General features: G+C 69.7%; 25 protein-coding genes. 9 read left to right on the top strand and 16 right to left on the bottom strand.

Translation table 11 applies throughout. From position 1 onward, the window contains the following. Positions 1-2: 2 nt before the first annotated feature. The 16 genes from ACZ5UM_RS12800 to ACZ5UM_RS12725 form a co-directional block, all read right to left on the bottom strand. On the bottom strand, positions 3-980 hold the full coding sequence (locus tag ACZ5UM_RS12800; RefSeq protein WP_464844648.1) for a DHH family phosphoesterase: 978 nt from the start codon (positions 978-980) through the stop codon (positions 3-5). Beyond that, the gene (rbfA, locus tag ACZ5UM_RS12795) at positions 973-1350 is read right to left on the bottom strand and encodes a 30S ribosome-binding factor RbfA (RefSeq protein WP_464844647.1); all 378 of its coding nucleotides are present in this window, start codon (positions 1348-1350) and stop codon (positions 973-975) included. Before rbfA ends, ACZ5UM_RS12800 begins: the two co-directional genes overlap by 8 nt. A gap of 97 nt (positions 1351-1447) precedes the next feature. Further along, a complete protein-coding gene (infB, locus tag ACZ5UM_RS12790; RefSeq protein WP_464844646.1) occupies positions 1448-4522 on the bottom strand; it encodes a translation initiation factor IF-2 in 3075 nt (1024 codons plus the stop codon). A gap of 4 nt (positions 4523-4526) precedes the next feature. Then, on the bottom strand, positions 4527-4862 hold the full coding sequence (locus tag ACZ5UM_RS12785) for a L7Ae/L30e/S12e/Gadd45 family ribosomal protein (RefSeq protein WP_464844645.1): 336 nt from the start codon (positions 4860-4862) through the stop codon (positions 4527-4529). Further along, a complete protein-coding gene (rnpM, locus tag ACZ5UM_RS12780) occupies positions 4859-5158 on the bottom strand; it encodes an RNase P modulator RnpM (RefSeq protein ID WP_464844644.1) in 300 nt (99 codons plus the stop codon). The genes ACZ5UM_RS12785 and rnpM overlap by 4 nt, the downstream gene beginning before the upstream one ends. A 49-nt stretch (positions 5159-5207) precedes the next feature. Then, positions 5208-6290, bottom strand: a complete 1083-nt coding sequence (nusA, locus tag ACZ5UM_RS12775; protein WP_464844643.1) for a transcription termination factor NusA — start codon at positions 6288-6290, stop codon at positions 5208-5210. A gap of 23 nt (positions 6291-6313) precedes the next feature. Continuing rightward, positions 6314-6796, bottom strand: coding sequence for a ribosome maturation factor RimP (locus ACZ5UM_RS12770; protein ID WP_464844642.1), 483 nt, complete (start codon positions 6794-6796; stop codon positions 6314-6316). Positions 6797-7038: 242 nt separating this feature from the next. Continuing rightward, positions 7039-7563, bottom strand: coding sequence for a hypothetical protein (locus ACZ5UM_RS12765; RefSeq protein ID WP_464844641.1), 525 nt, complete (start codon positions 7561-7563; stop codon positions 7039-7041). Positions 7564-7638: 75 nt separating this feature from the next. Further along, positions 7639-8985 carry an ADP-ribosylglycohydrolase family protein gene (locus tag ACZ5UM_RS12760; protein WP_464844639.1) on the bottom strand — a complete coding sequence of 449 codons (1347 nt, stop codon included), beginning with the start codon at positions 8983-8985 and terminating at the stop codon, positions 7639-7641. Next, positions 8986-9459, bottom strand: a complete 474-nt coding sequence (locus tag ACZ5UM_RS12755; protein ID WP_464844638.1) for a DUF4149 domain-containing protein — start codon at positions 9457-9459, stop codon at positions 8986-8988. After that, positions 9456-10310, bottom strand: coding sequence for a Cof-type HAD-IIB family hydrolase (locus ACZ5UM_RS12750; RefSeq protein WP_464844636.1), 855 nt, complete (start codon positions 10308-10310; stop codon positions 9456-9458). The genes ACZ5UM_RS12755 and ACZ5UM_RS12750 overlap by 4 nt, the downstream gene beginning before the upstream one ends. 73 nt (positions 10311-10383) lie before the next feature. Then, positions 10384-10989 (bottom strand): lipoyl protein ligase domain-containing protein, encoded by a 606-nt coding sequence (locus ACZ5UM_RS12745; protein ID WP_464844634.1) that lies wholly within the window; start codon positions 10987-10989, stop codon positions 10384-10386. A gap of 65 nt (positions 10990-11054) precedes the next feature. Next, positions 11055-15479: a PolC-type DNA polymerase III gene (locus tag ACZ5UM_RS12740; protein WP_464844632.1), complete on the bottom strand. Its 4425-nt coding sequence runs from the start codon at positions 15477-15479 to the stop codon at positions 11055-11057. Positions 15480-15595: 116 nt separating this feature from the next. Continuing rightward, complete coding sequence (locus ACZ5UM_RS12735; protein ID WP_464844630.1) at positions 15596-16318, bottom strand: MgtC/SapB family protein; 723 nt, start codon at positions 16316-16318, stop codon at positions 15596-15598. Positions 16319-16323: 5 nt separating this feature from the next. Further along, positions 16324-16965: a glycosyltransferase family 2 protein gene (locus ACZ5UM_RS12730; protein ID WP_464844628.1), complete on the bottom strand. Its 642-nt coding sequence runs from the start codon at positions 16963-16965 to the stop codon at positions 16324-16326. 234 nt (positions 16966-17199) lie between these two features. Beyond that, positions 17200-17880 carry a cupredoxin domain-containing protein gene (locus ACZ5UM_RS12725; protein ID WP_464844626.1) on the bottom strand — a complete coding sequence of 227 codons (681 nt, stop codon included), beginning with the start codon at positions 17878-17880 and terminating at the stop codon, positions 17200-17202. A gap of 141 nt (positions 17881-18021) precedes the next feature. On the opposite strand from ACZ5UM_RS12725, the gene ACZ5UM_RS12720 reads away from it, so the two are divergent. From ACZ5UM_RS12720 to ACZ5UM_RS12680, 9 genes are all read left to right on the top strand, one after another. Then, a complete protein-coding gene (locus tag ACZ5UM_RS12720; protein WP_464844624.1) occupies positions 18022-18969 on the top strand; it encodes a patatin-like phospholipase family protein in 948 nt (315 codons plus the stop codon). A 111-nt stretch (positions 18970-19080) separates the two neighbouring features. Then, positions 19081-19203: a hypothetical protein gene (locus tag ACZ5UM_RS12715; protein WP_464844622.1), complete on the top strand. Its 123-nt coding sequence runs from the start codon at positions 19081-19083 to the stop codon at positions 19201-19203. Positions 19204-19247: 44 nt separating this feature from the next. After that, positions 19248-19370: a hypothetical protein gene (locus ACZ5UM_RS12710; protein WP_464844622.1), complete on the top strand. Its 123-nt coding sequence runs from the start codon at positions 19248-19250 to the stop codon at positions 19368-19370. Positions 19371-19432: 62 nt separating this feature from the next. Next, entirely contained in the window at positions 19433-20428 is a 996-nt protein-coding gene (locus tag ACZ5UM_RS12705) for a hypothetical protein (protein ID WP_464844620.1), read from the top strand. Positions 20429-20459: 31 nt separating this feature from the next. After that, positions 20460-21170, top strand: a complete 711-nt coding sequence (locus ACZ5UM_RS12700; protein ID WP_464844619.1) for a hypothetical protein — start codon at positions 20460-20462, stop codon at positions 21168-21170. Further along, the gene (locus tag ACZ5UM_RS12695) at positions 21167-21415 is read left to right on the top strand and encodes a PqqD family protein (RefSeq protein ID WP_464844617.1); all 249 of its coding nucleotides are present in this window, start codon (positions 21167-21169) and stop codon (positions 21413-21415) included. Before ACZ5UM_RS12700 ends, ACZ5UM_RS12695 begins: the two co-directional genes overlap by 4 nt. 26 nt (positions 21416-21441) lie before the next feature. After that, positions 21442-22407 (top strand): hypothetical protein, encoded by a 966-nt coding sequence (locus ACZ5UM_RS12690; protein WP_464844615.1) that lies wholly within the window; start codon positions 21442-21444, stop codon positions 22405-22407. A gap of 15 nt (positions 22408-22422) precedes the next feature. Continuing rightward, positions 22423-23775 (top strand): B12-binding domain-containing radical SAM protein, encoded by a 1353-nt coding sequence (locus ACZ5UM_RS12685; protein WP_464844613.1) that lies wholly within the window; start codon positions 22423-22425, stop codon positions 23773-23775. Beyond that, positions 23772-25043 (top strand): M16 family metallopeptidase, encoded by a 1272-nt coding sequence (locus tag ACZ5UM_RS12680; RefSeq protein ID WP_464844612.1) that lies wholly within the window; start codon positions 23772-23774, stop codon positions 25041-25043. Before ACZ5UM_RS12685 ends, ACZ5UM_RS12680 begins: the two co-directional genes overlap by 4 nt. Positions 25044-25045: the final 2 nt, after the last annotated feature.

Raw genomic sequence — 25045 nt, 5'->3', positions numbered from 1 at the left:
CGTCACAGCACCGCCCTCACCGCGGACACGACCTGCGCCACCGCGTCCTCGATCGGCACGTTGTGCAAGGTGCAGCCGGCGGCGCGCGCGTGGCCGCCGCCGCCGAAGCGCTGGGCCACCGCACCCACGTCGACGGTGCGGCGGGAGCGGAGGTTCACGCGCACCGCGCCCTCCGCCGTCTCCTTGAACAGGATGCCGACCTCGACCCCGGCGACCGAGCGGGCGTAGTTCACGATGCCCTCCACGTCATGGTCCGTCGCCCCGGCCTCGGCCAGCAGCCTGCGGGTGACCACCATCCACGCGATGCGTCCGCCCTGGTCCAGCTGCAGGGTCTGCAGGGCGCGGGCCAGCAGGGCCAGGCGGGAGAGCGGCTCTGTCTCAAAGATCGCCTGGGCCACGTCATAGGGACGGGCGCCCAGCTCGATCAGCTCGGCGGCCACCCGGTGCGTGCCCGGCCCCGTGGAGTCGTACCGGAAACCGCCCGTGTCGGTCACGAGGGACGTATACAGGCACAAGGCCGTCTCGGCGTCGATGGGCGCGCCGATCTCCCGCAGGATGCGGAACGCCAGCTCACCCACCGCTGCGGCCGAGAAGTCCAGATAGTTGTAGTCGGCGAACGACGTGTTGGTCACGTGGTGATCCACATTCAGCGTCGTGCGGCCGCGCCGCACCGCGGGCAGGGCTTCGCCCACCCGCTCCAGGTCGCCGCAGTCCAGGAAGCAGGAAAGGTCCCATTCCCCCTCCACCTCCTGCCACGGCACGCGGTACACGTCCCAGCCGGGCAGGAAGTGAAACATGGGCGGGATGGGATCCGCCCCCACCAGGATGGCCTCCTTGCCCATCTGCCGGAGGGCGCGGATCATGCCCAGCGTCGACCCGATGGAGTCGCCGTCGGGCTGGACGTGCATGAAAAAGAGGATACGCTGCGCCTGGGCGATCATCCGGCTCGCCGCCCTGAGGTCGACCTGCAGGTTACTCACCCTCTTCCCGGCCGCTCCGCTGCTGTTCCTCTCGCACCTGGACCAGCAGCTGCGCGATGCGCTGCCCGTGCTCGATCGACTCGTCCAGGGCGAAGTGCAGCTCGGGCATGTACCGGAGCTGCAGCCGTTTCGCCAGTTCGCTGCGCAGGAACCCCGTGGCGGACGCGAGCCCGGCCATGGTGTCCTTCTTCTGCTGCTCGTTGCCCAGCACGGAGACGTACACCTTCGCGTGCCGGATGTCACGCGAGACCTCCACCTTGACGATCGAGGCGAACCCGATGCGCGGGTCCTTCACCTCGTCGCGCAGGAGCTGGGCCAGTTCGTCGCGCATCTGCTCGCCCACACGGACGGCGCGCGAGTTCCCTGCCATGGGGAACACACCTCCCGCAGGACCCCTTCAACGGGGCCCTCTTGTCAAGCGAAGGCCGGTGGCGCTGCCACCGGCCTTCGCCGGATTCGTCACCGGGCTAGCCGGCCTTGACCTCCTGAAGCTCGTAAGCCTCGAGAATGTCGCCGCGCTTGAAGTCGTTGAAGTTGGTGAGGGTAATGCCGCATTCGTAACCCTCGGCCACTTCCTTGACCTCGTCCTTGAACCGGCGCAGCGCGTTGATCTCGCCGTCCCACACGACCACGCCGTCGCGGATGAGCCGGTACCGGGCGCTGCGGGTGACCTTGCCCTGGATGACCATGCATCCGGCGGCCACGCCGACCTTGGGCACCTTGAAGGTCTCCCGCACCTCGGCCTTGCCCAGGATGACCTCTTCGATCTTGGGCTTGAGCATGCCCTTCATGGCGGCCTCGATATCGTTGACGATGTCGTAGATGACGCTGTACGTGCGGATATCGATGCCGTGCTCGTCCGCCGCGCGCGAGGCCCGGTCGTCAGGACGCACGTTGAAGCCGATGATGATGGCCTTGGAGGCGACCGCCAGCATGACGTCGGACTCCGAGATGGCGCCGACACCCGTGTGGATGATCTTGACCTGGACCTCTTCGTTCCGCAGCTTCTCCAGCTGGCCGCGGATGGCCTCGACGGAGCCGTGCACGTCGCCCTTGACGATGACGTTCAGGTCCTTCATCTCGCCCTGGGCGACCTGGCTCATGAAGTCGTCCAGCGAGATGGCCTTCTGGGCCTGCCGCTCCGCCTGGGCCTTGGCAATGCGCTTCTCCGCGATGCTGCGGGCCGTCTTCTCGTCCGGCGTCACGCGGAACACGTCGCCGGCCTGCGGCACGGAGTCGAAGCCCAGCACCCGCACCGGCGTGGACGGGCCGGCCGACTTCAGCTTGCGGCCGCGGTGGTCGAACATCGCGCGCACCCGGCCCCAGGCGCTGCCGGCCACGAACACGTCGCCGGTGTTGAGCGTGCCCGCCTGCACCAGCACGGTGGCCACCGGGCCCCGCGACTTGTCCAGTGCGGCCTCCAGGATGGTGCCCGCCGCCGGCTTGTCGGGATTCGCCTTCAGCTCGGATACCTCTGCCAATACCAGGATATTCTCCAGCAGCAGGTCCAGGTTGGTCTTCTGCTTGGCGGACACCGGTACCATAATGGTGTCGCCGCCCCACTCCTCAGGCACCAGCCCGTACTGGGTGAGGTCCTGCATGACCCGCTGCGGGTTGGCCGTCTCCTTGTCGATCTTGTTGATCGCGACCAGGATGGGCACGTTGGCGGCCTTGGCGTGGTTGATCGACTCCACCGTCTGCGGCATGACCGAATCATCCGCCGCGACGACCAGCACGGCGATGTCGGTCACGTTCGCGCCGCGGGCGCGCATGGCCGTGAAGGCCTCGTGGCCCGGGGTGTCGAGGAAGGTGATCTTCCGGCCGTTCAGCTCCACCTCGTAGGCGCCGATGTGCTGCGTGATGCCGCCGGCCTCGCCGGCCGCCACCTTCGCCTGCCGGATCGCGTCCAGCAGCGAGGTCTTGCCGTGGTCCACGTGGCCCATGATGGTGACCACCGGGTGCCGCGGCTTCTTCAGCTCCTCCGGCTCGTCGGGATCCTCGACCCGGTCGTAGATCTCCGTGATGTCTTCCTTCTGCTCGACCGTCGCCTCGACGCCGAACTCCGAAGCCACCAGCACGCAGGTGTCGACGTCCAGCTCCTGGTTGATGGTCGCCATGATGCCGAAACCGGTGAGCAGCGTCTTGATGACCTCTGCCGCCGTCACCCCCATCGCGTGGGCCAGGTCCTTCACCGACATGGGCCCCGTCACGGTGATGGGCTTCAGGTTGCGCCGCTCGGCAGAGGCGCTCTTCCGCCTGACCCGCTGCGCGAACAGCTTCTCCTCAGCGGGCTGGGAGGATGCGTGCTCCCGGCGATCGTACACGGCGCCGCGCCGCTTGTCGCCGCCCTGCCCGGTGCGCGGCTTGCCCTCGCTGGACTTCGCCTGCTCGGCCACCTTGGGATCCAGCTTCGGGATGGCCAGGGGCGCGCCCCGGCGGCCAGGCCGCTGCGGCAGCCCGAGGCCCCCGGGTCTGCCGGCCCCGGGCTTGGGCTTCTGCGGCAGGCCGAGCCCGCCCGCAGGGCGTGCGCCCGGCCGGGGCCCGGCCGGCTTGACGGGCAGTCCGATGCCCGAGCCCGCGGGCCGCGCCGCCTCAGCCGGCTTGTCGCCCGGCTTCGAAGGCAGACCGATCCCCGGCTTCGCGGACGCCGCGGGCCTGGCCGGCACGCCGGAGCCCGCGGAGGCGGCCTTCGCAGGCTGGCCGGGTCCGGCCGGAACCGGCCGGCTCGGTCCGGACGGCTGCGCGGACGCCGCCGGCGGCTCCTCGCGGCGCTCCGCAGCCGGCGCCTGCCGCTTCGCCGCAGCCGCGGCGTCGGATCCGGCCTCGGGTTCACGGGCCGGCTTCGCCGCGGCGCTGGCCGCAGGCGCTTCCGCTGCAGGCGCGGCGCTGGTGGCCGCCTTCTGCTCCGCCTGCGCCCGCCCGGCAGCCTCTTCAGGCGGGCCTGCATCGGCCCCTGCGGGCTTGGCCCCGGCGCGCGCGGCTGGCGCGGCGGGCGCTTCCGCGCGAGCGCGATCCGTCACAGGGGCAGCGGCGGCTGCGGCCGGCGCCTTTTCCGCCGGACGCCGCTCCGCTGCGGGCGGCACCTCCGCAGCCGGGCGGCCTGACGCAGCGGGCCTCGCGCCGCCGGGCCGCAGCTCAGCCGCCGGCCGTTCGGCCAGCGGGCGTTCGGCCAGCGGGCGCTCCGCCAGCGGCCGCCGTTCGGTGAGCGGACGGCGGTCCCGCTTCTCGGCGACGGGCCGCTTCGGGCGGGTGCCGGCGCCGAAGAAGTCCTCGAGCAGCGAAGCCTTCGCCGGATTCGCCTCGCGCGTCGGCTTCTGCTGGGCCGCCGGCTTCGCGGCCTTCGCGGCAGACTTGGCAGCACCGCCCCCTTCCTGGGCGCCGGTGCGCCTGACCGCGTCGGTCACCTTCTCAGCTGTCTTCTGGTCGATGGTGCTCATATGGTTTTTCACATCCACGTTCAAAGATTGAAGGACCTCCAGTATGCGTTTGGAGTCCACTCCCAACTCTCTAGCGAGTTCGAATACGCGAAGCCTGGGCTCCAACGGATCACCCCCGTCCTGTCACCGGCGCCAGGCCTTCCCGCTGGAGGATCCCGAGGATCCCCCGGGTGAAATCGCGGGACCGGACGACCACGACCGCACGCGCGGCCTTCCCGATCGCCTTGCCCAGGGTTTCCCGGGTGCCCACGACGTAACACGGGGCCCCGGCTTCCGCAGCCAGGTGGGCAAACTTGGCGCGGGTTCGTTCGCTGGCGTCCCCGGCGACCAGCACCAGGTGGGCGTGTCCGCGCCGCAGCGCCTGTTCGGCGGCCAGATCTCCGGAGACCAGCTGCCCTGCCCGCTGGCAGAGCCCGAGCATCGAGTGCAGCGGCGGCGAGATCACGTCGCCTTCACCGTCCCCATCTGCGCCTCGAGCTGGGCCCAGACCTCGTCGGAGATCGGCTGCTCCAGCGACCGTTCCAGGCGCTTGCCTTTCACCGCCTTGGCCAGACACTCGCTGTCCGGGCAGAGGTAAGCGCCGCGCCCGGGGCGCTTGCCGGAGGGAGAGGTGTCGAGCTCGATGGCGCCTTCGGGCGTGCGCACGACCCGGATCAGTTCCTTCTTGGGGCGCATCTGCCCGCAGCCGACACACATGCGCTGGGGAACCTTCTTCACCTTGGGCTGCCGCCCTCTGGCCATCGTCACCACCTCCCTTCATGGCCCGACCGGACACGGGGCGTGCCCGGAATTAACCGACGTCGTCCTCGCCTCCATCCTCCCAGCCGCCGGACTGCGCCTGCGACTCGGACTTGATGTCGATCTTCCAGCCGGTCAGCTTGGCCGCCAGCCGGGCGTTCTGCCCTTCCTTGCCGATGGCCAGCGAAAGCTGGTAGTCCGGCACAATCACCCGCGCCGTCCGGGTCGCCTCGTCGCAGATCACCTGCGTGACCTTGGCCGGCGAGAGCGCCTTGGCCACGAACACCTCGGGATCGGGGGACCACTCCACCACGTCGATCTTCTCGCCCTGCAGCTCATCGACGATGTTCTGCACCCGCTGCCCCTTCTGCCCCACGCAGGCCCCGACGGGGTCGACGTTCGGCTCCCGGGCCATCACCGCGATCTTCGAGCGGGAGCCGGCTTCGCGCGCGATGCCCTTGATCTCGACCGTGCCGTCGTGAATCTCGGGCACTTCCAGTTCGAACAGCCGCTTCAGGAGGCCTGGGTGGGTCCGGGAGACCGCGATGGCCGGCCCCTTCGTGGTGCGCTTGACTTCAATCACATAGGCCTTGATCCGCTGGTTCTCCACGTACCGCTCACCGGGAATCTGCTCGTTGGAGATGAGCACGGCCTCCACGCCCCGGGCCAGCTCCAGGTAGACCGTCCGGGTCTTGGGGTCCTGGCGCTGGACCAGGCCGGTGACGATCTCGCCCTCACGGCTGGAGTATTCCTCGTAGATCATGCCGCGCTCGGCCTCGCGGATGCGCTGCACCACCACCTGTTTGGCGGTCTGCGCGGCGATGCGGCCGAAGTCGCGCGGGGTGACCTCCACCTCGAACACGTCGCCCAGCTGCAAGTTCGGGTTCTTCATCCGAGCCTCCTCGAGACTGACCTGCAGCCGCGGGTCGGTCACCTCTTCCACGATCTCCTTCTGTGCGTACACCCGGTACTCGCCGGTCTTGTCATCGAAGAAGACCCGCACGTTCTGCGCCGCCCCGAAGTTGCGGCGGTAGGCGGAAATCAGCGCCGCCTCAATCGCCTCGATCAGGACCTCCCGCGAGATGCCCCGTTCACGCACCAGGTCATCCAGCGCCTCGAGAATCTCGGCTTTCATCCCTCAAGTCCCCTCTCAAACTCCTATAACTCAACGTAAAGGCGGGCGCTTGCCACCTGTTTGCGGTCGATGGCGATGGTCTGCCCCGCCGCCTTCCCCTCGGTCAGGGTCAGGGTCACCCGGCCGTCCACCAGCCCCTGCAACTCACCCACAAACGACTTCTGCCCGTCCACGGGGGCGTAGGTGGTGACCACCACCTTGTGCCCCGCGTAGCGGGCGAAGTCTGCCTCGCGCTTTAAGGGCCGGTCCAGCCCGGGCGAAGAGACCTCGAAGAAATCGTACGGTGGATTGGGAAGGATTTCGTCCAACCGGGCGTCGACCACTCGGCTCAGCGCCTCGCAGTCGTCGAACCCAACCCCGCCCTCCTTGTCGATATAGACCCGAAGGTAGCGATACGCTCCTTCCTTGACCAGCTCGACGCCCACCAACTCCAGCCCCAGCGCCGCCGCGTGGGGGGCCGCCAGTTGCTCCACCATCTCCTCGAGACGCTTTCCGCTCTTCGCCAAACAGGACCAGACCTCCGATCACACCGGGCCATGCAGCCCGGCGACATGCCTTCAACACTACTACTCTGTCCCGATCGCAGGCACCAAATGAGCCGGCTCGCACCGGCTCGTGGCGAACCCGCACTGCAGGGAACCGTCGGACGTTGAAAAGAGTGGGTTGACACCCACTCCTTAGGACACGGAACAGCTACCTCGTTGCTCATAATAGCACACAATGCCGCCCGTGACAAGGGATGACGGGCCTACTTTCGCCCAAGTCGGTCATCAATCGTCAGCGGGGGAATGCGCCGCTTGAGTTCACCGACGAACTCGGCGGGAGAACGGAGGTAGACCGCCGGAACCGGGACGAAGGTGATCCTCTTCCCCGGATTGCGCTGCCGGAAGGTGTCCAGCATCTCCCGTGCCACGGGGTGGACCCCCTTCTCCGGCAGCTCCCGGCCGACGTCGACCCCCCGCAGCACCAGCCAGATGACGGGGAAAAGCGGGTTCCGCCCGCCCCGCACCACCATGCCCAGCTTGTCCAGGGGAATCACCGTGATCCGCCCGGCGTCCCGCACCCGGATCTCGCGCGGGGTGAGCTCCAGGCTGAACGCCCAGCCCGACGACACGAACCAGGAGAGCACGCCGACGAACACGCCGTAGAGCACGAAGAACACCGTGCCCAGGGGACCTGTGAAGATCGGACTCAGGAGCACGACCACCGCGGCGGCGCCGATGAGCAGCGCTCCGTAGAGGATCTTCTGCACCAGTGTCAGGCCGAACTGCATACCTGCCGCCTTCTTCGTCTCTGCTGTCATCCGCTGCGGCGGCCCGGTGCCGTACGGGCCGCCGCCACACCTCCATCACCTGCGAGTATTGTGCGTTCGGTAGACTTCGTAGAGCCCGGCGGCCAGTTCGTCGATGACCGCCCGCTCCCTGAGGGCCCGGCTCCACCGCCGGGGCACGGCCCCGGGGCCGTACGCCGCGCCGGCCAGACCGCCGGCCACCGCGCCGACGGTGTCGGCATCATCCCCTAGATTCACCGCGGCGACGATGCATTCCTCCAGGGAGTCCGTCCGGAGCAGCGCCCAGAACGCGGCCTCCAGCGTCTCGATTACGTAGCCTCCGGACCGGATCTGTTCCACAGGCCGGTCGGCCAGGCCGTCGAGCCGCCGGGCCAGGTCGGCGAGCGCCGCCTGCACCTCCGGTTCAGCCCCCGGCAGCGGCGCCAGGCCGGCCGCCAGGGCCTCCGTCGGTGAGGCCCCGTCCAGCAGCGCATTGGCGGCGCGGTGGTAGACGGCGATCGCCGCGTCGGACTCGGGGTGCGGGTGGGTCATCCGCCCGATGCGGATGGCCTGGGCCGGGTCCGGCCCGTAGGCCAGCGCGGCGGGAAGTGTCCGCATCAGCGCGCCGTTGCCGGCCGCCCACTGGCCCAGCTCCGCCTGCACGTGGGCCGTGGCCGCCGCCCATGACCCGAGCCGCAGGTAGGCGGCGATGGCCGTGCGGCAGGTGTTCCCCACGTCCGGCGGGTCGGACTGGAACCAGGCGACGAAATGGCGCCCCACCGCATCGACCGGGTCGCCGGGATTCTCCAGGATCCCCCGGCCGACTGCCACCGCCATGGCCGTGTCGTCCGTCCACGCACCGGCCGGGAACCCGAAGGGGCCGCCGCCCACGATCTCCCGGTGCCCGCCGGGGTAGCGGGCCCGGATCGCCTCCCGGCTCATGAACTCCACCGTGCAGCCCAGGGCGTCGGCCACCGCCTGGCCGAGCAGCGCGCCCAGGCCGCGGCCGGCGCGCGTGAGGCTGAGCTTGCGCTGCGCCTCGAACCCCTCCCGGTCCAGCCACGTCAGCCTCCCCTGGATGACGTGCCAGGCGGGAAGGCTCATCAGCCGGAGGAACGGGAAATAGGCGTCGCCCAGCCCCCGCTCCGCCGCCACCAGCACCGCGGCCTCGATGCAGAGCAGGTCCCCCGGCGCCATGCCGGAAGGCAGGCCGGCCTCGATCTGGTCGAAGGGCCGCGGCTGCCAGGCAGCGTGCGGGTTCCGGTAGCCGATGTCGACCATGCGGACGAAGGTGCGGTCCAGCTCCATGGCCTCGGCAGGGCTCAGCCCGTCGTACAGCGCGAGGGCGGCCCGCCAGTCGGGGGGCTCATCCCACCCGGTCCGGGAGGACTCCAGGGCCTGCAGGATCCGCTGTTCCCAGTCCAACTAGCGGCGCCCTCCCTTCAGCTCGGCAAAGGGTCCGAGCACGATGACGCCTGCGCCGAGCACCATGGCCACGCCGTACACCCGCTCTGACAGCTTGTGCCACCGGTTGTACTCCACCCGCACGGGATCGGTCTCGGCATACGTCTGAATGGGCTGGGGCGGCTGCGCCCGTTCCATCTGCGGGAAGATGTAGAGCCAGGTGGTCAGCGCCAGCCCCAGGCAGCCCAGGAGGAGCACGAGCCGCGCCTTGTTGACGCCGCCCTTCAGCCGGGGCAGCAGGGTCAGCAGCGCGGCCGCCCCCAGCAGCAGCCCGGCGTTGTTGAGCAGGTAGATGATGTCGCCCGCCAGGTCGCCGGCCGACTGCCGGTCGGGGCCGAAGGCCTCGAAGATCTTGGGGGCGGACAGGGCGAAGCCGGCCGCTGCGCCGACCCAGAGTCCCATCAACAGTTGGGTCGCGGCCTCCAGGACTCTCATCCTCCGCATACCTCCTCCAGGACATGCGCCACGCCGTCTTGGTCGCAGGGCGGAGCCACCCGGTCCGCCGCCGCCCGAACGTGGGGCGCGGCGTTGCCCATCGCCACCCCCAGCCCCACGTAGCGCAGCATCGTCAGGTCGTTATCCGAGTCGCCGAACGCGATCATCGCCTCAGGAGGAATGTCCAGACGCTCGCCGAGGACCTTGAGGCCGCTCGCCTTGGAGATGCCGGCCGCGGTTACCTCCAGGTTGTCCGCCCCTGAGGAGGTGACCTCCACCCCCTGCACTTCCCGGCGGATCTCCGCCGCGACGGCCGGCAGCATGTCCGGATCGCCGAACATCATCAGCTTCAGCACCGGCGGCCGGTCGGGCGCCGCCGCCCACCGGGAGAGGCGGGGCACCAGGCGGGTCCGGTTCTCGCCCCAGAGCCGCGCGACAGCCCGCGCCGCCTGCAGCGCCTGCACCCCGGTGCGCAGCCAGGCGTAGGCGTTCTTCAGATGTGCGACCGGCTGGTCCAGCACCATCCCCTCCGGGGTGTAGCAGTGCATGAGGAGGCCGGCCCGCCTCCCCAGGGCCAGGGTCTTCAACAAAGCGTCGGTGGGAATGCCGCACTGGTGAAGTATCCGTCCGCCGTCGTCCAGCACGCCGGCGCCGTTGCAGCAGACCACGGGCCCGCCGCCGATCTCCCGGCTGATGCGCAGCGCGGACTGAGGCGTGCGCCCCGTGGCGATGACCGTGATCGCGCCGCGCCGCCGAGCGGCCGCCAGGGCCGCGAGCGTGCGGGGGGACACCTGGTGACGAGCGCAGAACAGCGTGCCGTCCACGTCGAGGGCAATCAACCGGTACTGCAAGCGAACACCCCGCCACGACGAGACACTCTGCACAATGCTAACCCTTTCCTGCCGGCGGCGCAATCCCCGCCCGCTACACACGTTCGAGCTCCGCGACCAGCGCCGCCCGCAGGGCTGCCATATCGCCCCGCCACCCCGCCTTCACCAGCGACGTCATGAACTCCCGGTGGCTGCGGCCGCGCCGGTAGTCGGGCTCCCGGGACGGGTGGGGCAGGTACCGGGCGATCTCGTCCAGATCCGGGTCCACCAGCAGCGAGCCCTGATACAGGGCCACCTGCCGGTTCGCGTACAGGCTGGAGCCCAGCACCTTCAGGTCGTCCACCGCCACGTCGCCCATCCCCCGCACCGCCGCGCCCCGCAGCCCCTGGCTCCGCAGGGCGCGGGCCACCGCCTCGGCGACGGGGCCGATCCACTGGGTGGCAAACTGCCGCCTGGGCGCCTCGTACGCCGCGGTGATCACCAGGCATCCCGGGGTGAGCACCACGGCCCCGCCCCCGCCGCGGCGGCGGTACACCGGCACGCCGTCGGCGGCGCAGCGTGCGAGGTCCACGTCGGTCTCGGGCGTGCCGGCGCCCAGCACGGCCTCCGTGCGCTCGGGCTCCCACAGCCAGATGAAGGGGCCCTCCCGTTGAAACCGCTCCAGGGCAACGGCGTCGTAAGGCAGGGGTTGGATCTGCATGATGGTCCTCCTGCATGGTGTGTGCCTCGCGCGCCCGGGGCAGCGAGGTGAGCGGTGACTGCCCTTCAGAACCCGAACACCAGCTGGTTGCCCTCGGGCAGGCCCTGCAGGCACCCGTGGTTCTCCAGCAGCTCCATGACAGCCTTGTTGAGCCGGGCGCGGTTCTTCAGGTCTTCCTTCGAATGGAACTCGCCCTGCGCCCGGGCCTCCACGATGGCCTGCGCGGCGCTGTCGCCCAGACCGGGCAGCGCGTTGAACGGGCAGAGCAGGGTGTTCTCCCCGTCGATCAGGTACCGGGTGGCCTCCGAGCGGTAGAGATCGACCCGCTTGAACCGGATGCCCCGCAGGAAGGCCTCCTCCACCAGCTCGTACTCGGTGAGGGAGTCCTTCTCCTTGGGGGTGGCGTCCTTGCCCTTGGCCTCGATTTCCTGCACGTACCGCCGCACGGCCTCGGGCCCCTGCACCAGCAGGTTGGCGTCGACCGACCCGGCCCGCACGCTCAGGTAGGCGGCGTAGAAGAGCAGCGGCTCGTGCACCTTGAACCAGGCGATGCGCAGGCAGGAGAGCACGTACGCGGCGGCGTGGGCCTTGGGGAACATGTACTTGATCTGCTTGCAGGACCAGATGTACCAGTCAGGCACGTTGCACGCCCGCATGGTCTCTTCCATCTCGGGGGTGAGCCCCCGGCCCTTGCGCACCGACTCCATGATCTTGAAGGCCGTGGCGGGCTCGACGCCCCAGTAGATCAGCTGCACCATGATGTCGTCGCGGCAGCCGATGACTTCCTGGAAGGGGATGCCCTGCTTCACCAGCTCCTGGGCATTGTTGGTCCACACGTCCGTGCCGTGGGAGAGGCCGGAGATGCGCACCAGGTCCGAGAAGTTGCGGGGACTGGTCTCCATGAGCATCTGCCGCACGAAGCGCGTGCCCATCTCGGGCAGGACGATGGTGCCCAGGTCGAACTGGAGCTTGCCATCTTCGATGCCCAGCACCCGGTTGCCCCCGGGGCTGAACAGGGCCAGCACCTGCGGGTCGTCCACCGGCACCTTCCTGACGTCGAAGTCGGGGTTGCCCGTCTTCTCCCGGTACAGGTCCTGCAGCATCTTCAGCATGGTCGGGTCGTCGTGGCCGAGGATGTCCAGCTTCATCAAGGCCTGCTCGAAGGAGTGGTAGTCGAAGTGGGTCGTCTTCACGCCGGACTTCCGGTCGTCGGCCGGGTACTGAACCGGCGTGACCTCCTCGATGTCCATCCCCACCGGGCAGACCACCATGCCCCCGGGGTGCTGGCCGGTGGTGCGCTTCACGCCGGCCAGCCCCTGGGCGAGATACCCGATGTGCGCCTCCCGCACCCCGGTGATGTTGTTCTCCTCCAGCCAGCCCCGGACCATGCCGTAGGCCGTCTTCTCGGCAATGGTGCCCACCGTGCCCGCCTTGAAGACGTACTTCTCGCCGCCCAGCAGCTCCTCGGAGTACTTCTGGATGCGGCCCTGCACCTCGCCGGAGAAGTTCAGGTCGATGTCGGGCACCTTGTCGCCCTTGAAGCCCAGGAAGGTCTCGAAGGGGATGTCCTGCCCGTCCCGGTCCAGGTCCGTGCCGCAGCGGGGGCAGGGCTTGCGCGGCAGGTCGAAGCCCGATCCGGTCTTGCCGTCGTCGTGCCACTCCAGGTACTTGCACTGGGGGCAGATGTAGTGGGGCGGCAGGGCGTTGACCTCGGTGATGTCCATCGCCCAGGCGACGAAGGACGAGCCCACCGAGCCGCGGGAGCCCACCAGGTAGCCCAGCTCCAGCGACTTCTTCACCAGCAGGTGCGAAATGTAGTAGGACACGGCGAAGCCGTTGCCGATGATCGCGTCCAGCTCGCGCTGCAGCCGCTGGGCGATCTTCTCGGGCACCGGGTCGCCGTAGACCCGCTTTACCTTCTCCCACGAGAGCCGCCGGGTCTCCTCCTCCGACCCTTCCAGCACCGGCGGGAACAGCTTGTCCGGAACCGGCTTCACCGGCTCGATCAGCTCCGCGATCTGGTTCGGGTTCGCGATGACCACCTCGTAGGCGGCCTCCTCGCCCAGGTAGGCGAACTCGTCCAGCATCTCCCGGGTGGTGCGCAGGTAGAAGGGCGCGTCGTACTCGTCGCGGAAGCCGATGCCGCCCTTCAGGATGCGGCGGAAGATCTGCTGGTGGGGGTCCAGGAAGTGCGCATCCGACACCGCGCAGACCGGCTTGCCCAGCTTCTTCCCCAGCTCGTAGATCCGCCGGTTGAGGGAGAGCAGCTGTTCCTCGGAGTTGACCTGGCCGGACTCCAGCAGGAAGGAGAGGCAGTCCCGGGGCAGGATCTCCAGGTAGTCATACCAGGAGGCCAGCTGCTCCAGCTCGTCGTCCGGCACGCCCCGGAGCAGCGCATCGAACAGGTGGCCGCCGTAGGTGGCCGAGCCGATCAGGAGCCCCTCCCGGTACTTCTCCAGTTCGGTGCGCGGCACGCGCGGGGTGCGGTTGAAGTACTCGATGTGCGAGAGGCTGATCAGCTTGTAGAGGTTCTTCATGCCGGCCTGGGTCCTGACCAGACAGGTGGCGTGGTACGGCCGGAGCTGCTCGGCGTTGATGCCCTTGCTCAGGGAGTTGAGGTCCGCGACGGTCGCCACGCCCTCGGCGCGCTCCAGCAGCTTCACCAGCACCAGCGCGGCGGTCCGCGCATCGGCGTCGGCCCGGTGGTGGTCCACCAGGGGCACCTGCAGCTCCTTGGTGAGCGCCGCCAGGCTGTGGCTCCGCATGTGGGGCATCACCGCGCGGGCCAGCGTCAGCGTGTCCAGCACGGGATTGTCAAACGCCTCGCCCAGGTACTTCTGCCGGTGGTAGCGCAGGAACGAGTAGTCGAACTGCGCGTTGTGCGCCACGACCACCGCGTCGCCCACGAAGTCGAAGAACTCCCGCAGGGCCACCGCCGGCTCCGGGGCGTCTTCCAGCATCTCGGGCGTGATGTTGGTGAGCTTCTGCACTTCGGGCGGGACCGGCTTGGTGGGGCGCACGAAGCGCTGGAACGTCTCCAGGATCTCTCCGCCCCGGCAGCGCACGGCGCCCAGCTCGATGATGTCGTCGCCGATGGGCGAGAAGCCCGTCGTCTCGATATCCAGCACCACGAACTCCGCCTCGGTGAGCGGCAGGTCCGCGGGCGGCCGCTGCACTACCGCCGCCCCGTCGTCGACCAGGAAGAGCTCACAGCCGTAGATGATCCGGAAGTCTTCAGGCACCTTCACGCCGCTGGCAGCGGGGAACGCCTGCACGACGCCGTGGTCGGTGATGGCCACCGCCTTGTGGCCCCACCTGACCGCCGTCTTCACCAGCTCCGCCGGATCGATCAGGGCGTCCATGGCCGACATGGTGGTGTGCGCGTGCAGCTCCACCCGCTTCAGCGGCCCTTCATAGGTGTCCTCACGGGCCGGCCGCCTGCCCACCACGACGTCGTCGGCCAGCATCGTCAGCTCGCCGGAGAACTTGTCCAGCTGCACGTTGCCCCGGATCTTCACCCACGTCCCGTTCTTCAGGGTCGCCAGGTAGTCGGGTTCCTTCTGCGGATCCCGGAAGAGCTTCACCGGCAGCGTGTCGCCGAGATCCCCGGATTCGGCCCGCAGCAGGTCGCACACCCCGAAGGAGATGAGCTGCCGGCCGCTTTTCAGGTCGCGGCTCTCGAGGCCGATGACCTCCCCCTCGATGACCACCCGGTTCTCCTCTTCGGTGATGGTCCGGATGGGCCGGACCGGCGCGTCCGCCGGGATGGCCCGGCCCCTGAGCAGCCCCTCCGACGGCGGGGGCGCCGCCGCGGCCTCCTTCTTGCCGAAGGCCGACTGCCGCTGCATCCACTGCTCGAAGTACGCATCGGCAAAGCCCGGGTCTTCGATGGGCGGTTCGGGCAGGGGCACCCCTTCCTCGACCTCGGCGAAGGGGTCCTCGGGCACCGCAGCGGCGGCCTCCGCCTGCTCAGTCCGCGGGGCCGGGCGCGCCGTCACCCGCACCTGCAGCGCACAGCCGGTCTCCCGCCGGACCAGCCGCTCCAGGACGGGGATCACCCCGCGCTGCTCCACCACCTCCGCCTGAGCGGCGGTGGGCAGCTCGAGGACCAGGTTCCGGGCTTCCACCCGCCAGACGGCCTTCTCCAGGATCCCGTTGACCAGCGGCAGGGCCTGCTTCAGCTGGATCAGAATCTCGGACCACGCCTCCCCCACACGCTCGGCCGGATCTGCCTGGGGGTCGGGCTCCCGCACCGGCACCACCGTCACCGAGGCGGCCAGGCCCCCCAGACACTGCTCGGCCACAGCGTCCGCCAGCACCCGGCGGTCGTCCAGGGCCAGCCGCACCGGGCTGGCCAGGTGGACGGCGACGCTGCGCCTGCGCCGGTTCACCTCCACGCGCACCGGACGGGCGCCCTGGAGAAAGGCCTGAACCTGCGGGGGCAGCTGGGCGAGATCGATGAGCGCGAGCCAGTCGGACTGCGATGACATGTGGGCGGCTCACCTCGTAGCGCAAAGATTTGCGCCGCAACACCCCTGAGGGGGGCGCGGCGGCCACGAGAAACCGACGAGCGCCCTGGTGGACCCAGTGCGCCCGCGGGCCTTCTCTAAATGTCTTCTTCAGTCACCGAGATGACCCCTTCCCGGGCCATCAAATCGCCGATGAGGGCGGTCATGTCCGCGTTGCGCCCGTCCGGCTTCACCGTGAAGCGGATCTCGATGGTGCCCGGCAGGGGACCGGAGCGCATCGCGACGTTCTTGATGGTGTAGCCCCAGCGGCCGCAGGTGGAGGCGACGACGCCCAGCTGACCGGGCGAGTCGGTCACCTGGACCACCAGCGACCGGTACGCCGTGTGGGAGAAGAAGCGGTTCTCCACCTCCGACAACGTCTTCAGGGTCAGCATCACCAGGATGACGGCCACGAAGGTCTGCACGTAGAAGCCGGCGCCCACCGCCAGGCCCATGGCCGACACGACCCAGAGCGAGGCCGCGGTGGTAAGGCCGCGAACCGTCGCCCCCTCCCGCATGATCGTGCCGGCGCCCAGGAAGCCGATGCCGCTGACCACCTGTGCCGCGATGCGCCCGGGGTCGCCGTTGCCGAAGCCCGATGCGAGCACGATGTCGTACATGCCGAGCGAGACCTTCATGAGGAGGGCCGACCCCACACAGACCAGCACGTGCGTGCGCAGGCCGGCGGGCCGGTTGTGGGCCTCACGCTCCAGCCCGACCACGCCGCCGGCCAGCGCGGCGACGAGCAGGGGGATCAGGTTGTCGATCAGCTGCTGACCGAACGTATAGAGGTTCACCTGAATGAAGTGCAGATCGAGCAATGTCATTATCCCTTCTGTACGTATTTCAGGATTTCGTAGTACATCTTCAGCCGGGCCGCGGCGCCTTTGACCAGGCCCAGCTTCTCCTCCTTCATCCGGTGGCTCATCTCTTCCAGCACGACCTCGACCACGCGGCAGCCGTGCTGCTTCACGTACTTGGTGAGCGCGACCTCGATGCCGAACCGGGCCTGGTCGGCGTCGGGCTCCTCCGCGAACATGTCCGCCAGGAGTTCCCGCCTTACCGCCCGCTGGCCCGACAGGTATGGGGCGACCAGCTGCGCCAGGTCGGTCGCGACCCGGCCGTCGCCGAAGACGCCAATGCTCATGTCGGCCTCTCCGGCCAGGACCGGCTGCAGCAGGTCCCGCAGGTGGCCGGGGCTGAGGCCGATCAAGTCCGCGTCCAGAAAGAGCAGCACCGGGGCCGTCGTCGCGTCGAAGCCCGTCTTCATCGCGGCCGCCTTGCCCCGGTTTTCCGTATGTTCGATGACGGTCGCTCCCGCTGCTCGGGCCCGGATGGCTGTTTCGTCCGTCGAGCCGTCGCTCACCACGATGACCTCGGTGATCTCCGGCACCTGCGTACAGGCGGAGACCACAGATCCGATGGTCGCCTCTTCATTGTAAGCGGGGATCACCGCCGCGACTCTCATAAGCCAGTTGACCTCCGATTGGAGCAGACCGGGTTCAAAGCCTGCGCGGCCATGGGAACCGGTTTTCCTGGGGTAAAGTATTCCGTACACCGAGACCTATTTCCTCCTCCGATCGGTACCGGTTGCTAGACTGCCCCGTCACAGGCGGCCCTACCCACATGATGCGGGGCAGTCCCCCCTCTTGGTAAGACTGCCCCCGGCAAGGCCAACCCGTCAAACCGCGCGACCGGACGGTCACTCGACCACCAGCCGGCCACGCATGCCCCTCAGGTAGTGCCCGTCCACATGGCACTCGTAGCTGTACATGCCGGGCTTCTCCACCGTGAAGGTGCCCTCCGCGCTGCGCCCCGGCTCCACAGGCCCGATGACCACGTTCAGCTCCGGAATGCGGAACTCGTGCGGCACCCGCCCCCGGTTCTCCAGCCGGACGGCGATCGGCCTGCCCGCCTTCGCCCGCAGCTCATCCGGGCTGAAGCGGTACTCCCGCGCCGCCACGGTGAACCGCTGAACCGGCCCGGGAGCGCGGCCCATGGCCTGGACGGCCTCGTCCAGGGCGTCGCGGATCACCGCCACCTCCCGGGCGACATCCTCCTCCGACAGGATGCCGCTGAGGAGCAGCCCCCGGATGGCGCTGCCGGCATTGGCCATGCGCGCAGCCAGGCCCGGATCCTCTGCGCGGACGGCGGGCAGCACCGTGTCCAGGGCTTCGGCGAACCGGTCGAACGCCCGGCGGAACCGTTCCAGGTCGTCGGAGCCCGCGGCCGCCACCAGGTCGGGCGCCGCGGCCCGCACGGCCTCCACCTGCTGCCGGAACGAGGGCGCACCGGCGTCAGCCGCCAGGGCCCGACCCGTCAGAACGGCCAGCAGCGCCACCGCGGTCATCGCTGCCATGGCCCTTCGCAACCCCTGCTTCACATGCCTTCCTCCCCGACATGTCGGTCTGCGGTGCCCGGTCACAGTATCTCCCGCCGCGGCGGAAAGGAATCGGTACTTCCGCCGGCGCCGGGGCGTAATATGCGGCAAAAACCCCGGAACGGGGGTCCCGGGGGTGTGCGCGTGGTTCGTCTGGCACAGGCCGTATTCAAGGGAGGCGGCGTAAAGGGCATCGCCCTGGTGGGCGGACTTGCGGTCGCGGAGGAGCTGGGCTGGCGCTGGCGTGCGGTGGCCGGCACCTCCGCCGGCGCGCTGGTGGCCGCCCTGGTCGCCGCGGGTTACCGGGCCGGCGCGCTCAGGGAGATCATCCACGGACTCGACCTGCGCAGCTTCGGCGACGCCTCCGGGTTCAAGGTCGCCAGCCTGCTGCTCCATGAAGGCATCTTCAAGGGGGAGAAGCTGCTGGCCGAGGTGGACCGGCTGCTGTCCCAGCGGCTCGGGCGGCCGCGGGTGACGTTCCGCGACCTGCCGATCGCCTGCCAGATCGTGGCGACCGACCTGACCCACCGGCGCATGCTGGTGTTTCCCCACGACCTGGGCCGCCCGCCCTACTCGCTGGACGATCCCTACGACTTCCCGGTGGCCGACGCCGTCCGCGCCTCCACGGCCATCCCTTTCTTCTTTCAACCGTACCGGCTGGAGCTGCCGGGCGGGGTCCGGGCGACCCTGGTGGACGGCGGCCTGCTCTCCAACTTCCCGGTGCATCTCTTCCAGCCCGTGGGCGGCCCGGCCTGCGTGCCCACGTTCGGCTTCGACCTGCGCGGCGGAGACGGCGAGCCGCAGCCGACCAACACGCCCCTCGAGCTGGTCCAGGCCATGGTGAACACGATCCTCAGCGCCCGGGACCTGAGCGATCTGGAGAACCAGGACTACGTCCGCACGATCCCCATCGACACCTCGCCCTACCGCACCACGCAGTTCGACATTGACGCCGAGGGGAAGGAAGACCTCTACAGGCGCGGAAGAGCAGCCGCGGAGGCCTTCTTCGCCGACCCGGCCACCCAGATCTGGCTGCAGCAGTTCGCCGTCCGCCGTGCACTGCGGCCCATGCGTTCCGCTCTCAGAATATAATCTGTCAGCGAAAAGGAATATCAGAATCGTCTGTGTAATCATTATTGCCACATATATCGTTACAGTCTTGGGGTAGGGCGGTGACACCAGCGGCAAAGGGGGGTTGAACGGATGTCGGAGAAGGAGCGCCTGGAGGCTCTGGAGGCCGAGATGGAGGCCGTTGAGGAGCTGCCCGCGGAGGAGTCCCCGTTCCTCGTGAAGCGGCAGTTCCTGATCAACTGGATCCTGAGCTAGCCTGAGCGGTCAACATCATCCTCCCTGGGAAAGGAGGGATACGGATGTCCGAGAAGGAGCGCCTGGAGGCTCTGGAGGCCGAGATGGAGGCCGTTGAGGAGCTGCCCGCGGAGGAGTCCCCGTTCCTCGTGAAGCGGCAGTTCCTGATCAACTGGATCCTGAGCTAAGTGAGAACTGAACCGAACAGAGCGGCACCGCCCTACCCCGTCTTCATTATGCAGGAGGCGCCATGAGGCTGACGATTGCCTGTTGGGAAGCCGCGGTGCAGGTCGAGGGTGCGGACGACGCCGTGTCCGCACACCTCGCCGCAGACTTCGGCCCGTTTCTGACGCCCCCGTCCCTCCCTTCTGACGACCGGCCGGCAGAAATGGTACGGCTCCGCCTGTCCGCCGCGGATGGCGGCGACTGGAGCCATCTGCTGCCCGCCGGGGCCGAGCTGATCCTCACCGATCCGGCCGTGCCCATGAGCCAATGGTATGCCGGCGACCGGGAGTTTCTGCTCTGGCCGGGCCGCTGCGCGGTCGTGCGGTCGCCTGAGCGCCTGGAGACGGACATCTGCTGCCGGAGCGGGGTCGATCCGTACCCGCTGGTCCGTTCGGAGGTCACCCAGGCGCTGCGGCGGGCGCTCAACCGCTCCGGCCGCTGGGTGGTGCACGCGGGGCTGCTCTGGAGCCCCGAAAGCGGACAGGCCCTCCTCGTGCCGGCGCACAAGGGGGCCGGGAAGACCTCCGCATGCCTGCTGGGCGCGGCGGCGGGCATGCAGATCGTCACGGACGAGATGACGGTGCTCCGGCCGGAAAGCCTGACCGCAAGCGGGCTTCCCAGGCGCATGGGGCTCACCGGGGACACCGTCGCACGCTTCTTCCCCGATTCCGATCCCGAACAGTGGCCGCTGTTCGTCTCACCGCTGGACGGCCGGCAGAAGCGGCTGGTCCGCCCGCCGAGCCTGGTCTCCGGCGATCCGCCCGCCGTCACCCTGACGGGCATCCTGATACCCGGCATCTGGCGGAGCGGCCGGGCGTCCATCGAGCCCGTTCCGCCGGCCGAGGCCCGCCTGACCCTCTACCAGGCGGCTGCCGCCAACGCCGCGCCTCCCGAGGCGATCTACGCCCGTGCGGGCGAGTGGGCGCGTCAGCTTCCCGCCTGGCGCTACCTCATGGGTCAGGACACGGCACAGAACCGGTCCGCGCTGGCGGCGTGGCTCGACACCCTGGCCGCCGCCTGACGGCCACCCGCAACCAGAGGAGGAACCGTTCATGCCCGAACTCACCCTGCCGCTTGAAGAAGCCGCCGCGGCGGCGCTGCCCCGCCTGGAGCACGAGGCGATCGCCGTCCTGGCGTACGGGTCAGCCGTGGAGGACCTGGCCACGCCAGCGTCGGACCTGGACCTCCTGGCCGTCACCCGCTCGGTGCGCAGCCTCCAGATCATCGAGGACGGGCCGGTGCCCGTCCACGTCGAGTACCTCCCCCTCTCCGAACTGGAGTCGGAGCTGGAGAACCTGGACTGGTTGTTCCGCATGCGCCTCTACGACGTCCAGTTCACCGCCGCCCGCCTGCGCCGCGCCGTGGTGCTCGCGGACCCTGAAGGCGTCGGCCGGTCGCTGGTGGAGCGGGCGCAAAGCTACCGGCCGTCGGAGCTGACCCTGAACAAGTTCCGGGCTCAGGCCCGCTCGCTCTACCACGACGCCGTCGGCGCCTACCGGGCAGGCCACTACGATCACGCCGTGCTGCTTGGGCGCCTGGCCGCCCAAATCATGACGGTCCACGATCTGCTGTGCGCCGGCGAGCTCAACGTCGGCCTCAAGTGGCAGCACCGGTGGGCGGAGCGGCACCTCCGGGAGGCGGCGCCCGAGCGCTGGGTGCTGTACCGAAGGGCCCTGGGCCTGGGCGATGCGGAGTCGGAGCCCGCGGCGCGGGTGACGCTGCGGGCGTGCCACGCCCTCATTGCGGGGAGGCGGGAGCCGTGACCCTGCGGCCGGACCCCTGGGTGGTGCCGGTGGAGACCGCCGAGGGCGTGTTCGCCTACCACCAGGTCACGGGGCGGCTCCACAAGCTGAGCCCGGCCGGTGCGCTTCTCCTCCGGAGCCTCGCCGCCCCGGACCCGGAGGCGGCCTTTGCAGCCCTGCTCGGCGTGTCCCCTGAGGACGCGCGGCGCCAGTTCACGGCGCTCGGCGACCAGCTGGCAGCCAGGGGTCTCTGCGAGCGGACCTGAACCGCCCCTGCGAAGGAGGGTCTTCCATGCGGCTGTCGATCCACGGCATTCCCTGCGAAGTGGGCGGCGACCCGGCCTTCGTGGAGGCGGTGGCCAGGGAGCACCGGCCGTATCTCGCCGAGCGCGTGGAGCCGCCGGAGGTCTCCATCCGGGGCGCGCTGGGCGACCTGCCGGACCTGCCCGAAGGGGCGGTGCTCGCCGACCGGGCCGGCGACTTCGACCGCTGGTCCAAGGGCGATGAGGACTGGTACTGTTCGCCGGGCGCCGTCTGGCATCGGCGGCCGGATGGCGACCGGGTGTGCCTGACGGGAGCCGCGCGGGATCCGGGCGCCCTGCTGGAGCTCGCCCGGGTGCTGCTGGAGTCGGCGGTGGCGGACCGGCTGGAGCGCCGGGGATTCGTCCCGCTGCACGCCGCGGCCGTCGCCCTGGACGGAAGCGGGCTGCTCTTTCTCGGTGAATCCGGCCACGGCAAGAGCACGCTGGCCGCCGCGCTCTGCCGGCAGTACGGCGCCGCCTTCATCGGCGATGACACCGTCTTCCTGGACCCCGACGGGCTGCTTTATGGGTACCTGCCGCACGTGGCCGTGTACGCGCCCGACGCGCCGGATGCGTTCACCTACACGGGCGGCGTCCGCCGCAGGCTGATCCCCCCCGGGGAGGTCGGGGCGGTGGCGGACAGGCCCGTTCCCCCGGCGGCGGTTTTCCTGCTCCGCCGCGTGCGGGCCGACCGCTCGCGGGTCCACCCCGTCGGTGCACGCACGGCCTTTGCGCTGCTCGCACCGGCCGCAGCCGACGGGGTCAAGCCTTTCTTCCAGCCCGAGGGCGTCCGGGCCGGACGCATCTCCCGAAGGCTGTCCGCCCTGCACGGGCTGCTGGAAAGGGCGCCGGCCTACCTCCTGCAGGCCGGCCAGAATCCGGCGGAGGTGAGCCAGACCGTTCTGCAGGCGCTGGCGCGGCCAGGGGACCGCGCAGGCGCCGCAGCATCCAAGTAAAGGAGGGATTCGCCCATGGCCAGGGTTCTGCTGATCAATCCCAAGACGAACAGGACCGTGACCATCGGAGGGCGCGTCGTGGATGCGTATGCCACGCACCCGCCCATCGGACTCGCGTACATCGCCGCCGTGCTCCTCCGGCACGGCCATGAGGTCCGCATCGAGGACGTGGGCCTCACGCTCGCCCCCAACGCGGAGGTGATCGCCCTGGCCGAGGCGTACCGGCCGGACATCGTGGGCTTCACCGCCTACGCGCTCAACTACAACAACGCCCTGCAGCTCTGCCGGGAGCTGAAGCAGGTCCTGCCGGACGCCAAGTACGTCATGGGCGGTCCCCAGGCCTCCTTCCTGCCGAAGGAGACCCTCAACGACAGCCCGATGGACGCCGTGGTGCTGTTCGAGGGCGAATACACCATGCTGGAACTGGTGGAGCACTTCGCCCACGGAAGGGGCCGCCTGGAGGACATCCTCGGCATCGCCTACGGCCGGGGCGACGACTTCCGCATCAACCCCCTGCGCCCCTTCATCGACCGGCTCGACGACCTCCCCCTCCCGGCGCGCCACCTCCTGAACCTGCTGGATTACCCTGTACCCGGAACCGTCATCACGGGCCGGGGCTGCGAGGCCAACTGCATCTTCTGCAACGCCAACGCCCTCTCCGGCCGGGCCGCCCGCCACCGCGACCCCGACCTGGTCTTCGCCGAGATCAAGGAGCTGGTGGAAACCTACGGGTTGAAGAAGCTGGACCTCATCGACGACACGGTGACCTGCGACCGGGCGAAGATCACCCGCATCTGCCAGCTCATCAAGGAGCACAACCTGGACATCGTCTGGGCGTGCGAGTCCCGGGTGGACGAGGTCGACGAGGAGCTGCTCAGGATCATGTACGACGGCGGCTGCCGGCAGATCCACTACGGCGTGGAGTCGGGCAACGAAGAGGTGATCCGCCGCATCGGCAAGGGCATCAACCTGACGCAGGTGCGCCAGGCGGTGCAGGCGGCGGTGAAGGTGGGCATGAAGGTGGTCTGCTCATTCATCGTCGGCCACCCGCGCGACACCCGCGAGACGGTGATGGAGACCATCCTCTTCGCCCGGGAGCTGCGCAGCATGGGCACCGAGAAGGCCAAGGTCATCACGCCGTTCGGCATCCTGACGCCCTACCCCGGATCCAAGATCCAGATCGCCGCCGAGCGCCTGGGGCTGAAGATCCTCCATCGGGACTGGGACCGCTACACCCTGGACCAGGTGGTCATCGAGCACAAGAACCTCACCGCGGAGGAGCTGAAGCGCTTCTGGTCACTGGCCATGCGGGAGTACGACCACGCGCCGGCCACGCAGGTGCGCTTCGCGGCCGGTGATTGGGCATGATCGCCGAGCAGGTCAGCACCCGCACCCTGGAGCCGGGGGTGACGCTCTGCACGGCCCGCCTCCCTTACGCCGCCACAGTCAGCGTGGGCGTCTGGGTCGGCGCCGGATCCCGCCACGAACCGGCGCACATGGCCGGCGGCCACCACTTCCTGGAGCACATGCTCTTCCGCGGCACCAGCCGGTCGGACGGCCCCGCCCTGGCCCGGCGCATGGACGAGCTGGGCGGCCGGGCCAACGCCTTCACCACGAAGGAGGCCACCTGCTACTACATGGATTTGCTGCCGGAGGACCTTCCCGAGGGCCTCTCCCTCCTGGTGGAGATGGTCACCACCCCCACCCTGGAGGAATCCGCGGTCGAGATCGAGCGGAAGATCATCCGGCAGGAGATGCGCACCGCCGCCGACAACCCTGCGGACCAGGCGCGCGAGCTCTGCCTGAAGGCGTGCTGGGGCGAGCACCCGCTCGCCCGGCCCATCCTGGGCTACCCCGAGACCGTCGATGCGCTGGATGCCGCGGCCCTCCGGCGCCTGCACCGGCTGGGCTACACACCGGAAAACACCGTGGTGGCCGTGGCAGGGGCGCTCGACGAGGAGGCCGTGGCCGACCTGGCGGCCAGGGCGTTCCGGGAGGTCCCGTCGTCAGCGGGGCGGACCGGCCGGGGCGAGCCGCCGGCCTTCTGCCCGTCCCTGGCCGTGGAGGAGCGGCCGCTGGGGCAGGCCCATCTCTGCCTGGCGGCCCCGGGGGTGGCCGCCACCTCTGCCGACCTGCCCGCGGTCACGCTGCTGGCCGCCGTCCTGGCGGGCGGCACCGGCTCCCGGCTCTTCCAGGAGATGCGGGAGAAGCGGGGCTGGGCGTACCGGCTGGACAGCGCCGCACTGGTCAACACGGATGCGGGCCTCCTGCCGGTCTACATGGCCGTTGACCCGAAGCACGCACCCGAAGCGGTGGCGCTGGTCCGGCTCGCGTTCCTGCAGCTGGCCGGGGGGGACATACGGCCCGAGGAGGTGGAACGCGCGCGGAAGCGGGCGATCCGGCGGGTCATCATGGGGGCCGAAACGCCCAGGGCACATATGTTCAGGCTGGGGCGCCGGGGCCTGGGCCTCGGGCGGAGCGAACCGCCGGAGAGGCTGGCGGCCGAGCTGGCACGGCTCACCCCGGCGGACCTGCGGGAGTGCGCCGCACGGCTGCTCAGCCCGGATCGGCTGGCGCTGGGCGCCGTGGGCCCCGTCCGGGAGGAGCCCCTGGCCGAAATCCTTCTGGGAGGTTGACC

The sequence above is a fragment of the Symbiobacterium ostreiconchae genome, from assembly GCF_055396975.1.
Note: the sequence above shows the minus strand (reverse complement) of the source record. Positions and strands in the feature narration are given on the sequence as shown.

Coding starts and splice junctions, on each gene's coding strand:
- rbfA (WP_464844647.1), bottom strand. CDS start 1,350: ATGGCAGGGAACTCGCGCGCCGTCCGTGTGGGCGAGCAGATGCGCGAC.
- rnpM (WP_464844644.1), bottom strand. CDS start 5,158: ATGGCCAGAGGGCGGCAGCCCAAGGTGAAGAAGGTTCCCCAGCGCATG.
- nusA (WP_464844643.1), bottom strand. CDS start 6,290: ATGAAAGCCGAGATTCTCGAGGCGCTGGATGACCTGGTGCGTGAACGG.
- ACZ5UM_RS12765 (WP_464844641.1), bottom strand. CDS start 7,563: ATGCAGTTCGGCCTGACACTGGTGCAGAAGATCCTCTACGGAGCGCTG.
- ACZ5UM_RS12755 (WP_464844638.1), bottom strand. CDS start 9,459: ATGAGAGTCCTGGAGGCCGCGACCCAACTGTTGATGGGACTCTGGGTC.
- ACZ5UM_RS12745 (WP_464844634.1), bottom strand. CDS start 10,989: ATGCAGATCCAACCCCTGCCTTACGACGCCGTTGCCCTGGAGCGGTTT.
- ACZ5UM_RS12740 (WP_464844632.1), bottom strand. CDS start 15,479: ATGTCATCGCAGTCCGACTGGCTCGCGCTCATCGATCTCGCCCAGCTG.
- ACZ5UM_RS12730 (WP_464844628.1), bottom strand. CDS start 16,965: ATGAGAGTCGCGGCGGTGATCCCCGCTTACAATGAAGAGGCGACCATC.
- ACZ5UM_RS12715 (WP_464844622.1), top strand. CDS start 19,081: ATGTCGGAGAAGGAGCGCCTGGAGGCTCTGGAGGCCGAGATGGAGGCC.
- ACZ5UM_RS12710 (WP_464844622.1), top strand. CDS start 19,248: ATGTCCGAGAAGGAGCGCCTGGAGGCTCTGGAGGCCGAGATGGAGGCC.
- ACZ5UM_RS12705 (WP_464844620.1), top strand. CDS start 19,433: ATGAGGCTGACGATTGCCTGTTGGGAAGCCGCGGTGCAGGTCGAGGGT.
- ACZ5UM_RS12700 (WP_464844619.1), top strand. CDS start 20,460: ATGCCCGAACTCACCCTGCCGCTTGAAGAAGCCGCCGCGGCGGCGCTG.
- ACZ5UM_RS12690 (WP_464844615.1), top strand. CDS start 21,442: ATGCGGCTGTCGATCCACGGCATTCCCTGCGAAGTGGGCGGCGACCCG.
- ACZ5UM_RS12685 (WP_464844613.1), top strand. CDS start 22,423: ATGGCCAGGGTTCTGCTGATCAATCCCAAGACGAACAGGACCGTGACC.
- ACZ5UM_RS12680 (WP_464844612.1), top strand. CDS start 23,772: ATGATCGCCGAGCAGGTCAGCACCCGCACCCTGGAGCCGGGGGTGACG.